The organism is Nitrospirota bacterium, assembly GCA_023229435.1.
Classification (GTDB): domain Bacteria; phylum Nitrospirota; class UBA9217; order UBA9217; family UBA9217; genus JALNZF01.
In genome coordinates, this window is the sequence record JALNZF010000011.1 from 52,878 (window position 1) to 65,466 (window position 12,589).

The 12,589-nt window shown below is 56.9% G+C and carries 9 protein-coding genes; all 9 read left to right on the plus strand.

Going from position 1 to position 12,589, the window contains the following annotated elements:
• Positions 1-2: 2 nt before the first annotated feature.
• The 9 genes from M0R70_09400 (at position 3) to M0R70_09440 (ending at position 12,589) form a co-directional block, all read left to right on the plus strand.
• On the plus strand, positions 3-314 hold the full coding sequence (locus M0R70_09400; GenBank protein MCK9419579.1) for an acyl carrier protein: 312 nt from the start codon (positions 3-5) through the stop codon (positions 312-314).
• A gap of 12 nt (positions 315-326) precedes the next feature.
• Positions 327-1,925 (plus strand): alkaline phosphatase family protein, encoded by a 1,599-nt coding sequence (locus M0R70_09405; GenBank protein MCK9419580.1) that lies wholly within the window; start codon positions 327-329, stop codon positions 1,923-1,925.
• A 13-nt stretch (positions 1,926-1,938) separates the two neighbouring features.
• Positions 1,939-2,814, plus strand: a complete 876-nt coding sequence (locus tag M0R70_09410; protein MCK9419581.1) for an alpha/beta hydrolase — start codon at positions 1,939-1,941, stop codon at positions 2,812-2,814.
• On the plus strand, positions 2,811-3,854 hold the full coding sequence (locus tag M0R70_09415) for a hypothetical protein (protein MCK9419582.1): 1,044 nt from the start codon (positions 2,811-2,813) through the stop codon (positions 3,852-3,854). The genes M0R70_09410 and M0R70_09415 overlap by 4 nt, the downstream gene beginning before the upstream one ends.
• Before the next feature lie 3 nt (positions 3,855-3,857).
• Entirely contained in the window at positions 3,858-5,048 is a 1,191-nt protein-coding gene (locus M0R70_09420) for a CoA transferase (GenBank protein MCK9419583.1), read from the plus strand.
• Entirely contained in the window at positions 5,045-6,259 is a 1,215-nt protein-coding gene (locus M0R70_09425) for a CoA transferase (GenBank protein MCK9419584.1), read from the plus strand. Before M0R70_09420 ends, M0R70_09425 begins: the two co-directional genes overlap by 4 nt.
• Before the next feature lie 15 nt (positions 6,260-6,274).
• A complete protein-coding gene (locus tag M0R70_09430) occupies positions 6,275-8,674 on the plus strand; it encodes a methyltransferase domain-containing protein (protein MCK9419585.1) in 2,400 nt (799 codons plus the stop codon).
• On the plus strand, positions 8,671-10,590 hold the full coding sequence (locus tag M0R70_09435; GenBank protein MCK9419586.1) for a B12-binding domain-containing radical SAM protein: 1,920 nt from the start codon (positions 8,671-8,673) through the stop codon (positions 10,588-10,590). The genes M0R70_09430 and M0R70_09435 overlap by 4 nt, the downstream gene beginning before the upstream one ends.
• 70 nt (positions 10,591-10,660) lie before the next feature.
• Positions 10,661-12,589 (plus strand): B12-binding domain-containing radical SAM protein, encoded by a 1,929-nt coding sequence (locus tag M0R70_09440; GenBank protein MCK9419587.1) that lies wholly within the window; start codon positions 10,661-10,663, stop codon positions 12,587-12,589.

Sequence of the window (12,589 nt, forward strand, 5' to 3'; positions counted from 1 at the left end):
ACATGAACGAACATCAAGCGGCAGGCGCAATAAGCGCGGAAACGATTCAATCCGGACTTACCGGCATTCTGAAGGAGATGACGGCCGACTGGGACCTTTTTTATTCAGGCGATATCGGCGCCGACACGAAATTGATCGAGGAACTCGGGTTTGAATCGATCGACATCGTCCAACTCGTGGTTGCCATCCAGGAGCATTTCAAACGCCGGGATTTTCCGTTCGAGGAACTTCTGATGGCGGACGGAAGGTACGTTGACGAGATCACGGTGCGCGATACGGTGTCGTTTCTCCATGGCCATCTCAATTCCCATTAAGGAGATTTTTTTATGACTTCGACATTATTCATCGGTCTTGATGGGGCCACCTTCACGGTCCTGGATCCGCTCATGGAGAACGGCACCATGCCGTTCCTCAAAGAATTCGTGAAGGGCGGGACGCGCGCCGACCTCTTGTCGACCCCGAATCCGCTCACCCCGCCGGCGTGGATTTCATTAATGACCGGGCGCACCCCCGGCAATCACGGGGTCTTCGATTTCATTTGGGCGGAGGAACGGAAGAGCGACCATTACTTCACGCTTTACAACTTTCGCGATATCCAATGCGAAACCATATGGTCCATTGCGAGCAGGCAGAACAAACGGGTGTGTTCGCTCAATTTCCCCATGATGTCGCCGCCCCCGGCCGTAGCGGGATGCATCGTGCCCGGGCTGGTATCGTGGAAGCATCTGCGCCGCAATGTTCATCCGTCCGACCTCTATGACAAGCTCAAACAACTGCCGGGTTTCAATTCCAAGGAACTGGCCTGGGATTTCGACCTGGAAAAAAAAGCGGAACGGGGCATCCCCAAAGAAGAGTACGAGCGCTGGGTGCAGTTTCATATGCGGCGGGAAAGATTGTGGTTTGATATAACACGGCATATAATGCGGACCGAGCCCTGCGACCTGACCGCCATTCTTTTTGACGGGCCGGACAAACTCATGCACATGGGTTACCGCTTCCTGGACCCGAAGGTATTTCCCGAAAAACCGTCGGCGTGGGACTTGAAGATGCGCGATCTCTGTCTGGGATTCTTCAGGGAACTGGACGGGTTCATCAAGGAACTGGTTGAAATTGCGGGCCCCGATGCCAGGACCTTGATCGCTTCCGATCATGGATTCGGTCCGACCTGGGAGGTGTTCCGGGTAAACACCTGGCTTAGCAACAAGGGCTATCTCACCTGGAAGGATCTGAACGGCCTGGACCGGGAGGGCAAGGAAAAAGCGCAAAAAGTGATAGACCACCATTTCGTCCTGCTGGACTGGGACAAAACGACGGCTTATGCGCGCTCCGTCACATCGAACGGCATTTATATCCGCGTTGCAAAGTCTCCCGGCCAAAGCGGCGTGCCCGCGGAACAGTATGCTGCATTTCGCTCCCGCCTGATCGAGGAATTGCTCGATGTGCGCGATCCCGGGACGAATGAGCGCATTATCAAACGTGTCATGACCAGAGAAGAGGCCTATCCGGGAAGCTGCAACGCGCAGGCGCCCGATCTCACGCTCGTGATGCGCGATCATAGTTTTATATCCATTCTGAACAAAGAGCCCGTGGTGTACCGGCGTCCCGACGTCGACGGCACGCACTATCCCAAGGGTATATTCCTGGCCAAAGGCCCCGGTATCCGTGCCGGAGAAACCGCCTCGCAGATGTCGATCGCAGATGTGGCGCCAGGCCTCTTATTTAGCCTCGGTCTCGACATTCCCGGAGATTTTGAAGGCCTAATGCCGTCTCACGTGTTCGAACACGCTTACCTGGACGCGCATCCCTGTAAGACCGGGAAGCCCACCGTGTGTGTCAACGGCGACGGGAAAGCGGCCGCGCCTATGGGGGAAGAAGAAAAGAAGGAGATCTTCGAACAGCTCAAGGCGCTTGGATATATGGAATAATACTGCCATGTCTATGAAAAAGATAAAATGTAATGGTATAGTCCTGAATTGCTGGAGCGTAGGGGAAGGAGAGGACGTCGTCCTGATTCACGGGCTCGCTGCGAACCACGCCTTCTGGAGGCTCGACGTGCTTCTCTCATTTGCGAAGAGTCACCGGGTGACCATATACGACCAGAGAGGGCATGGATACAGCGAGATGCCGCCGGAAGGGTATACTTCCGGTGATATGGCGGAAGACCTTCACGACCTGCTCCGGCATCACGATATCTCGCACGCCCACCTTATCGGGCACAGCCTCGGCGGACTTGTAGCGCTCCACTATGCCGCCATCCATCCCGAGCGGGTGAGCAGCCTGACCATTGCCGATTCCCGGGTTCGCGCGTTTCAATCGAACAACTATGCAACGGATTGGCCGCACTGGGAAACGGCGACCATGAAGCTCAAGGAAATAGGACTCTCTGTCCGCGAAGAGGAGGCCGAAGCCGGCCTCTGGCTTCTTGAGCAGCTTGCATCGACAGAGTGGCAGCAAGCGAGAGACAAGCTGAAGGGAAGCCAGCTATTCATTCCCTTCGGCGGGTGGAGTGGCGGAAATAAATCCGCCGACCGCTGGCTCAAACTCATGAAGACAACGACCGCCAAAAAGGATTTGACATCGCTGGCTGGCCTGACCGTAGAAAAGTTGTCGATGATCCAGGTCCCCACGCTGGCGTTGTATGGAGAACATTCTCCGACCCTGCAATCTATGCGGGGATTGATGGAGCACCTTCCGCACTGTAAGACCGTGATTGTGCCGGGGAAGGGACATTTTTTCCCATTGACGCAGCCGAAACTATTCTTCGACATAGTCAGTCAGTTTTTAAATTCACTACAAGAGGTGAAATTACGATGAAGATAACGATGTTTATGTTTTTGTTCCTTACGATTCTGCTTTCTCCCGCCTTTCTGCGTGCTGAGGTGCGGCGTTCCGAACGGGGCAGGGACGTGCGGACTCCCGTCGAAATGCAGAAGGAATCAGACGGAACCGGGTTTAACCACCCCGGAGACTACGGACGGGAAATTAAATTCGAAGGGAGCGCCCGTTACTACGAACTTCATGTACCTGCTTTGTACGACAAGTCAAAACCGACACCCGCAGTACTGGTATTTCACGGCGGCGGCGGCGATCCCGGCGCGGTACGATATGAATCCGGAATGGACAAAACCTCCGACGAAGGAGGGTTCATCGCGGTCTATCCCGGCGGTCACCCGTCAAAGTGGTTCACGAAGAGCCGCTTGCTCCTCTGGAACGACGGCAGGCCCGATAAGGACGGAAAATTCAGCAAGGTGGACGATGTCGGCTTCGTGATGGCCGTGCTCGACGACCTTGCGAAACGGCTCAATATTGACAAGAAACGGATCTACGCGGCCGGTTATTCGAACGGGGCCCAGTTCACTTACCGGCTGGCAAAAAGACTTTCGGACCGCATCGCCGCGATCTCAACAATCGCGGGAAACCGTCCGCCGAAGGATGAATTCGATCCGGTCCCCTCGCGGCCGATGCCCGTAATGCAGTTTTCCGGCAAGGAAGACCCCATCTCTCCCTATAATGGCGGACGTCCTCCGGGTGCAGCCGCGCTGTCGGCGGTCATACAGCCGGTGAATGAGACCGTAAAGTCATGGGTGGAATTCGACAAGTGCCCGCCTGAACCGTCAGCGACCAAGAGAGTCGGACAGACCGAAATGAAACGCTGGGGGCCGTGCCAGTGCGGCACCGAAGTCGTTCTTTGGACCCTGGAGACCGGTGGTCACACCTGGCCGGGAGGCAGGGTGATGCCGAATGTGGAAGCGCTGGGGCTGGGCAAACTGGGGAATATAGACCGCAATATCAACGCGTCCGATCTCATGTGGGATTTTTTCAAGAACCATCCCCTCGACGGCTGTGGGAAGTAAAGAATGACAAAGAGGGCATTATCCGGTCTCAGGATAATCGACCTGAGCCAGGGCATTGCAGGGTCGTATTGCACGAAACTTCTGTCGGGTTTCGGCGCCGACGTGATAAAAGTGGAGCGGCCCGGGACAGGCGACAGAATGCGGGCTCTCGGGCCCTTCTGCAGGAACGAGGAAGGCTTGGAAACGAGCATTCCTTTTCTCTGGTTCAATACGGGCAAAAAAAGTGTCACGCTGAACTTCGAAACGGAAAAAGGCGTGGAACTGCTGAAGCGTCTGTCCGAAGTTGCCGACGTGATTGTTGAGGATGTTTCACCCGGCATCACGAGCAGCCGCGGATTAAATTACGAAGTTCTTCGAAAGACGCATCCGGGACTTATCATGACGTCTATTTCTCCTTTTGGTCTGACGGGGCCCTACAGTAATTACAATGCTGAAGAAATCGAGCTCAATGCCCTGAGCGGCGGAATGTATATGACGGGGGACCCGCAAAAAGCCCCGCTCGCGGCAGGCCCGGCCCTTTACCAGTATACGGCGGGCCAGCATGCTTATATTGCTACGCTCATGGCCCTGTTTCAGCGCGGCTCCCGCGGAGAAGGGCAGCAGGTGGACGTGTCTACCCAGGAAAGCGGCCTTGAGCATATAGAAATAACGTTGTCCTATCAGCTGCAGCAGAAGAAAAATGGTAAAAGGGGCGGACACCTGTTTGTTCCCTGGGGAACGTACGAGTGCAGGGATGGATATGCCACCGTAATCTCGATGCCCTATCGCCACTGGCACCGGAGCGCCGACTTGTTCGAAGATCCCCGCTTATTCGGAAAAAAGTATGCCGGACTCAGAGACCGGATGGCTCTTCGCGAGGAGTACGAGGAGATACTTAAGCCTTGCGTGAAAGCACGCGGGAAAAGGGAGCTTTTTCATGAAGGACAGGCGCGCAATCTTGCCTTCGGGTATGTTGCCGGCATCGACGAAGTCCTTGGCTCTCCGCAGCACCGGGAAAGAGGGTTTTTCGAGGAAGTAGATCATCCGGTCGCCGGCAAACACCAATACTGCGGCGCGCCTTTCAAGATGTCCGAAACTCCCTGGCAAACGGCCAGTGCCCCTCTCCTTGGAGAGCATAACGCGGATGTATACGGAGGGGTTCTCGGGTGCTCTCCCGAGGAGATGCAGCAACTCGCGGACGGGGGGGTCATATGAAAAAGAGCCCCCCGCTCAAAGGCATCCGCATTATAGATCTATCCCACAGTTGGGCGGGCCCGCACTGCGCGCGCCTTCTGGGAGATTTCGGCGCTGAAGTGATCAAGGTCGAATATGTGAAGAGATTATGCCTGCTCAGGGGCGCCTGCAAACAGGCCGCAGTCTACAATGCCCACCCCGGATGGCTGCAGGTCAACAGGAACAAATATTCCATAACGCTCGATTTAAAGGTTGAGAAGGACCGGGATATATTAAGAGATCTGATTAAAGTGTCTGACGTCCTGATCGAAAATTCGAGGTTCGGCGTCATGGAAAAACTGGGGTTCGGCTACACGGATGCCGTCAAGATTAAAAAGGACCTGATTATGCTTTCCATGGCCGCCTTCGGAAAGACGGGGCCCTATGCTTCGTACTCCGGCTATGGAGCGGTATTCGAATCGGTGGGCGGAATCCAGAGTCTTACGGCGTACGAAAAGAACGGAAAGCCTGTCAGAATCAAAGAGCTGGACGTTACGAACGGGCTGGCGGGCGCGAGCGCCGTCATGACCGCGCTCGTGCACCGGCAGAAAACAGGGGAGGGCCAGTATATCGACCTGTCTCAGCTCGAAGCGGCAACCCACGGGCTGATCGGCGAGCACCTGCTGGAATTTGCGATGAACGGCACTTCGATGCTGCCACTTGGCAACCGCCACCGGACGTTTGCTCCCCAGGGATGCTATCGCAGTCTGGGAGATGATAAATGGATCACACTCACCATCAGGACCGATGAAGAATGGCGTAGTTTTTGTGATGTCACGTCGCATCCCGAGTGGAAGAGCGACGCGCGTTTCGCCACGAGGGAGGCGCGGACCCGGAACCACGATCTGCTCGACGTGATGATCGAGGAGTGGACCGGGCGGCATACTCATCTGCAGGCGATGCAGATTCTTCAGGGCATGGGCATACCGTCGGGCGCCGTGCTTGACGCCGAGGAGATAAGAAATTCCGTTCACTTGAAAGAGCGGGCGTACTTCATGAACGAGGAAGATTCAGGCATGCTGTTCATGGGAATGCCTTTTACGTTGTCGGGAAGCGAGGGCAGGATCTCCAGGCGCGGTCCCGAACTGGGTAGAGATAACGAATATGTCATCTGCGAATTGCTGGGGCGTTCAAAAAAAGAGGTAAGACCGATGCAGGAAGATCAGATAGGCACTGCCTATGATCCAGAGTAGTCGTTCGAAAGAATAATGGCTATACAGACTGACGCACAGTATGAAAACGGATGCCCGAAAACCCCGGTCGTCGAGGACAGCCGCGAGCCCGTTTCTCCCGGTTTGAACGCACGAAATTTCCGGAAGATTGCGCCGAGCGGATTCGGCGATCCCTATAATTGCTATCCTCATTCCATGGCCTGGTTCCAGGGACATGTTTACGTAGGTACGACCCGCGCCAACCTTGCCAACAGAGCCAAGCAGGTCGCCCGTACGGCCCCCGAAAGGCTGGGGGAAATCTGGCCGGTTAGAGTTCCGAACAATTACTTCGACAACGACCTGCGAGCCGAAATATGGCGCTACTACCCGCCGTTGGACACGTGGGAAAAAGTTTATGTCTCCCCCATGGCGCGGGGCATCGACGGTTATGACGTCCCCATCAGCATCGGCTTTCGCTGCATGACCGTATTCCAGGGGCCGAACGACTCCGCGCCCGCCCTCTACGCGCCCACCTGGGCCACCCATCAGACACCGGCGGCATACATGCTCAGATCGGTCGATGGTGTGCATTTCGAGATCGTTTCCGAGCCAGGCCTCGGTCTGCCCGATCCTAAACCGCGCGGGCTAAGGGGTCTTGTTTCGTTCAAGGGCCGCCTGTTTACGTCCCCGGTCGTGGGCCAGGCCAGGCTGGAGCCGAATATAGCCGGGCACATGGCTGTGTACGTCAGTTCCGATCCGGCCCGGGGCGATTGGCGACTTGCGTTCGACCCGCGTTGGGGAGGCAACAATCTTTCTGTTTTTCATATGGCGACGTTCAACGGTTATCTTTATATAGGGACCCTGAACGTGAACGAGGGATTTCAGGTCTGGAAAACTGATGCCGAAGGCGAGCCGCCCTTTCGATGGGAAAAGGTGCTCGAACGCGGCGCTTACCGGGGCAAGCTTAACCAGATTGCCATGACCCTGATTCCTTTCAAGGGCCATTTGTACGTTGGCAGCGCTATCCAGAACTGCAGTTTTGATTTCAGCAACAAGGTCGGGCCGGCCCCTTCCGAAATAATCCGCATTGGTCCCGACGACAGGTGGGACATTGTGATCGGGGACCCGCGGTTGACGCCGGAGGGACTGAAGGTGCCCCTGAGCGGCCTGGGACCGGGCTGTGGCAACCCCTTTTCCGGTTATATCTGGGCCATGTGCGAACATGAGGGCTGGCTCTATATAGCAACCGCGGTCTGGGCCGTGTTTCTCCGGTACGCGGGAAGGCAGGACCACCTGCCGAAGTCTTTGCGCAGTTTTTTTACGCCTGAAAACATCGAACGGATGCTGGTGAGGTTTGGGGGCAGCGATCTTTGGCGCACCCGCGACGGTTTTCACTGGATTCCCGTGACCCAGAACGGATTCGACAACTGTTTCAACATAGGATTCAGGAACATGGTTTCGTCGCCCTACGGTCTGTTCGTCGGCGCGGCAAACCCGTTCTCGCCCGACGTGGCCGTCAAGAGAGTCGCCGGCTGGACGTACGAGAAAAATCAGCGCGGCGGCCTTGAGATCTGGATGGGATCGCACCCCCATGCCGGACAGAACGGGGACGGGAACGCCCTCTGCAGGAACGGGGAGCCGGATGCGGAAGAGCCTGTCGAGCATTTTTTGGAACGAGCCGTCAGCGCGTTTTACGGGGACAGCGGATTCCGTCATTTCGGATTCTGGCGTTTCGGTATAAACGACGCAAAAACGGCGTGTGAAAACCTGATGCGGGAAATACTCGCTTTTATCCCGGAGAAAAGAGGATCGATCGCGGACATAGGCTGCGATTCCGGTGCTACCACGCGTTTCCTCGCGGATCATTTCCCCGATGACAGCGTGGCGGGCATCACCAACGACGCGAAAGCCCTTGATGCGTGCCGGCAAAAGGCGCCGCAGGCAGCATTTCATTACAGCAAACTGCCGAAACTTGCCCTGCCGTCCGAATCCTTCGATTACGTCGTATGGGTTGACGGGGAGCATCCGCTGGGGTCGCGAAAAAAGCTGCTGCAGGAGAGTTTTCGCGTCCTAAAACCGGGCGGCCGCCTTGTTTGCTTTGATACGATCCGGCGGGAAAGAAAAGAAGACGGCTCGGCTGTGAAAGGGCTTTCCCGGGATGCTGTGAAAACTCCGGACGAGTACCGAAGCCTGCTGGAAGGTACAGGGTTCCGGGAACCGAAGCTTGCGGACGTTACCGACCCATGCTATGGAGAATTCCGGAAACAGGCGAGGAAGTATTTTGATCGGGAAAGGCTTGCAGGCCGGCTGGATTACGAGCTCGTGCAGAAAATCGAAGCACGCCTGCTGCGGGAGAGGGAGCCGGTCCATCTTTGCATGCTGATTACTGCTAGCAAACCAGCCATTGGCCGCGATTCATCACCGGAGGCCAAGGCCGACAAAGGAGAAGAGACATGAAAAGCATCCTGCTGGTGAACCCCACATACGAGATGGAGACCCTGCGCGTGACCGACGAGGAGCATATCGACGTCAAGGCGGACAATATGCCTCTCGGCCTCGCCACCGTCGCAGCGCTCACGCCTGGAGGATATCGGGTGGACATCTGGGATGAATTCGTCCGGGGTCCCGTCGAGCAGAGCGAGCAACTTCGGAAATGCGCGTACGATCTCGTGGGAGTGACCAGCTCCCGTGTAACGATCCTGCGCGCCCGGGATATCGCCGAGTTCTTCCGCCGGCAAGGCACCCTGATTGCGATCGGCGGGCCCGGCGTGTCAGGCAGCCCGGACCGGTGCCGTGAATATTTCGACATCCTCTTTATCGGCGAGGCCGAACTGACCTGGCCGAGGTTCCTGCTGGACTGGAAGAACGGCGGCTACCGGCAGGAATACCGGCAGATCGAGAAGCCGGATATCTCTTTGAGCCCCATGCCCAAATGGGACAGCATCGCTGCCGAAGCGCAGAAATACTCGATGGGCAGCGTTCAGACCACGCGCGGATGTCCGTACGACTGTGAATTCTGCGACGTCATTTACCTGAACGGCCGCCGGCAGAGGCACAAATCGGTCGAGAGGGTTCTCGACGAGGTGCGGGTTCTGCAGCGGCTCGGGATGTCCACGGTTTACTTTGCCGACGACAACCTGATCGGCAATCACCAGTATGCGAAAGAGCTTCTGCGGAAACTGATCGCCATGAACAATGCTTTTGAAAAGCCGCTGAGGTTCGCGACGCAGGCAAGCATCGATGTGAGCAGGGACGAAGAGCTGCTCGGTCTCATGGCCGATGCCAACTTTTACGAGATGCTGATCGGGATCGAATCGCCGAACAAGGAATCCCTCAAAGAGATCGGCAAGTACAACAATCTGAAGGGCGATCTTGTCGAAGAAGTGCACAAGATTCTGTCATATGGTATGTCCGTGCGCGGCGCCCTCATCGGCGGCCTAGACCACGACGGCCCGGACATCTTCGACCAGCATTTCGAATTTATCCAGAAGGCATATCTTCCTTCGGTCTCGCTGCACATGCTGAACGCGCCGATCGGCACCAGGCTCTGGAGGCGGCTGCGCGAAGAGGGGCGGGTCATCGACATATTCAGCATCACCGACAAGGTCACCCGCCGCATCATTTCCAACGTCATACCGAAGCAGATGACCCGGATCGAACTGATGCAGGGATTCCGCGGGCTCTACGCAAGGGTATTCAGCTGGGAGAGCTTCAAGGAGCGCATGATTGGATTTGTATCGCTCGCCAGCCGCGCCCCGAATATCAGACAGGAGCCGGTGTCCATGGACGATCTCATGAAGCTGGGAGCATCGCTCGGTCTCGATTCCGCTGCCTGCGGCGCCATGAACGATATTTTCCGGTACACCGCGGGAAAAGCGCCCTTCCTCCTGGAAAGGGTCAAACAGCTCGTGATTCAGTTCGTGAGGTACTCCAAGTCGGCCCGCGACCTGATTCCGAAGCTCGAGAAGCAGATCGAGCTCGAATCGTCGGGCAGCCTCATTTTTCAGCTGGACAGCCGTCCCATGACAGTCCCGAAGGGGTTCCGGGAAGCGTACCAGAATATCTTCCCCGATACCTACCGGCGCGTCTACCTCAATCTCACCGACAAAAAAAAGGTGAGCCAGGCGCTCATGGAGGTCTTCGTCGAATTCCTTGTACACGAGGAACAGTTCAGCAGTCTGGAAGAGCACCATGTCCCCCTGCTGCTTGAGATCGTGGACAGGACGTGCGCGCGGTTCAACGACCAGAAATTGGAGGATTATGTTCCGGTAGATTCCGCGGACGCAACCGTCCCCGATAGCAGGGCGTTGCGCCTTGGCGAGGACGTCCTGAACAGCGTGGAGCAGGAACTGCTGAAGCTCGTCCAGGCGTGAAGACGGCGAAGCGGGTTCCAGTCCTGGTTTGCCGGAAGTATTGGGTATACAAAGCGATCAGAGGAGATCTATGAAGAATATACTGCTGGTCAATCCGAATTATCGACTCGAGATCCGATGGGTCGCGAGCGAAGAGGACATTGACGTCAAGGCCGACTACCTGCCGCTCGGGTTGGCAACCGTGGCCGCCCTGATCCCTGAAGGATTCCAGGTTGACATCTGGGACGAACTCGTGCGCGGCAGGATCGATGAGAGCGTCCTTGAGCGTACCTACGATCTGGTGGGCGTCACCAGCCACAGCGCGAACCTGGGGCGCGCCCTGGAAATAGGGAACTATTTCCGCGAGAAGGGATGTCTCGTCGTCGTCGGCGGACCGGGCGTCACGTCAAACCCGGATAAGTGCCGCAGCCATTTCAACGTTCTGTTCATCGGCGAGGCGGAACTGACCTGGCCCCGGTTCCTGCGAGAGTGGTCGGCGGGCAGCCAGCGCACGGAATACCGGCAGATCGAGCGGCCCGACATCGCGATCAGCCCCATGCCGAAATGGGACAGTGTCGTGACCGATGTGAAGCGGTACGCGATGGGCACGGTTCAAACGACCCGCGGCTGTCCGAACGACTGCGAGTTTTGCGACGTGGTCTACCTGAACGGGCTGCGCCAGAGGCACAAGTCTGTGGACCGGATACTGGAGGAAGTGCGCGCTCTGCAGCGGCTGGGCGTGAAAAGCATATCTTTCAACGATGACAATTTTACGATCGACCACGAGTGGGCGAAAAAGGTCCTGCGTTCCCTGATCCCCATGAACAACGCGTTTCCCGCGCCGCTCCGGTTCATGACGCAGCTCAGCATCGACGTCGCCCGGGACGATGAGCTGCTCGCGCTCCTCGCCGACGCGAACTTTTATCAGGTACTCATCGGGATCGAATCGCCGAACAAGGAGTCCCTGAGAGAGACCGGCAAGTTCGGGAACCTGAGGGGGGACCTGGTCACGGAGCTGCATAAGGTGCTGTCCTACGGCATCGTGGTTCGCGGTGCGATGATCGTCGGGTTTGACCACGACGACAAGACGATCTTCGACATGCAGTACAATTTCATCAGCGATGCGTACCTGCCGTCGATTTCGATGCACATGCTGAATGCGCCGATCGGGACCCGGCTGTGGAGAAGGCTGCGCGGAGAAGGCAGGGTGATCGATGCGTTCAGCATCGCGGACAAGTCGACCCAGCGGCTGTTCAACAACACGATCCCCAAGCTCATGACCCGCGTCGAGCTGATGCAGGGCTTCCGCGAACTATACGAGCGGCTGTTTTCCTGGGGGTGTTTCAAGGAGCGCATGTTGGGGTTCATTTCCCTGGCCAACAGGCCGTTCAATTTCCCGCAGAAGGAGGAGCCGCTCGAAAAGCTGCTCAACCTCGGCCCCGGTCTGAAGCTCGACCGGGAAGCGTGTGATGCCATGGCGGAGATCTTCACGAATGCCCATCAGCGTGCACCCTATCTGATGGGGCGGGTGAAGGAGCTTGTCATCCAGTTTGTCAGGTATCGCGAATCGGTCCATGATTTTCTTCCGGGACTGGACAAGCAGATCGAGCATGAATCGTCGGGAAAGATCACAATCAAGCTGGACAACCGTCCGGTGACGGTCCCGCAAGGGTTCCGCGAAACCTATCCGAAGATCTTCCCGGAGATCCATAAGCGGGCTTACCTTAATCTGAAAGACAAGCAGGCGGCGCCGGAGGCGCTCGTCGAGGTATTGGTGGAGTTCCTTGTCCACGAGGAAGGGCTTGCCAGACTGGAGGAGCACCATATCCCCGAGCTGTATGAGATCGTCGACCGGACGTGTGCCAGGTTCAACGGAGAGAAGCACAACGGCGACAGGCGCGCTGACGCGGACGTCGAGGTGCCCGATCCCCTGAGAACGCGCCTCCATGACGACATACTGAAGAGCGTCGAGCAGGAGCTTTTCAAGCTCGTGCAGGCAAAAAAAAACGGCGCGGTGTAA

Bases quoted from the DNA above. Each gene is read 5' to 3' on its own strand.
- M0R70_09400 (MCK9419579.1), top strand. From the start codon at position 3: ATGAACGAACATCAAGCGGCAGGCGCAATAAGCGCGGAAACGATTCAA.
- M0R70_09405 (MCK9419580.1), top strand. From the start codon at position 327: ATGACTTCGACATTATTCATCGGTCTTGATGGGGCCACCTTCACGGTC.
- M0R70_09410 (MCK9419581.1), top strand. From the start codon at position 1,939: ATGAAAAAGATAAAATGTAATGGTATAGTCCTGAATTGCTGGAGCGTA.
- M0R70_09415 (MCK9419582.1), top strand. From the start codon at position 2,811: ATGAAGATAACGATGTTTATGTTTTTGTTCCTTACGATTCTGCTTTCT.
- M0R70_09420 (MCK9419583.1), top strand. From the start codon at position 3,858: ATGACAAAGAGGGCATTATCCGGTCTCAGGATAATCGACCTGAGCCAG.
- M0R70_09425 (MCK9419584.1), top strand. From the start codon at position 5,045: ATGAAAAAGAGCCCCCCGCTCAAAGGCATCCGCATTATAGATCTATCC.
- M0R70_09430 (MCK9419585.1), top strand. From the start codon at position 6,275: ATGGCTATACAGACTGACGCACAGTATGAAAACGGATGCCCGAAAACC.
- M0R70_09435 (MCK9419586.1), top strand. From the start codon at position 8,671: ATGAAAAGCATCCTGCTGGTGAACCCCACATACGAGATGGAGACCCTG.
- M0R70_09440 (MCK9419587.1), top strand. From the start codon at position 10,661: ATGAAGAATATACTGCTGGTCAATCCGAATTATCGACTCGAGATCCGA.